Source organism: Paraburkholderia sp. SIMBA_053 (genome assembly GCF_046534895.1).
Classification (GTDB): Bacteria; Pseudomonadota; Gammaproteobacteria; order Burkholderiales; family Burkholderiaceae; genus Paraburkholderia; species Paraburkholderia caledonica.
Genome location: NZ_JAWRXU010000345.1, coordinates 1 through 319 on the forward strand (window position 1 = coordinate 1; position 319 = coordinate 319).

Consider the following 319-nt stretch of genomic DNA (forward strand, 5'->3'; position numbering starts at 1 on the left):
TCGAGTATGCGGTGGCCGCGCTGGGCGTCACCGACGTCGTGATCTGCGGCCATTCGGATTGCGGCGCGATGACGGCGGTTGCAACGTGCAAGTGCCTCGATCACATGCCCGCCGTCGCAAACTGGCTGCGCTACGCCGATTCGGCGAAGCTCGTCAACGAATCGCGCGATCATGCAAGCGAGCGCGAACGCATCGACTCGATGGTGCGTGAGAACGTGATCGCGCAACTCATCAATCTCAAGACGCATCCGTCCGTGGCGCTGGCGCTCGCGCAGGGCCGCCTGAAGCTGCATGGCTGGGTCTATGACATCGAATCCGG

The 319-nt window shown here is 63.3% G+C and carries 1 protein-coding gene; it reads left to right on the forward strand.

What is annotated here, in order from left to right; all coding sequences use genetic code 11:
- Positions 1-319 (forward strand): carbonic anhydrase (locus tag SB753_RS35935; RefSeq protein ID WP_410804858.1); only part of this gene is annotated, 319 nt, incomplete at both ends.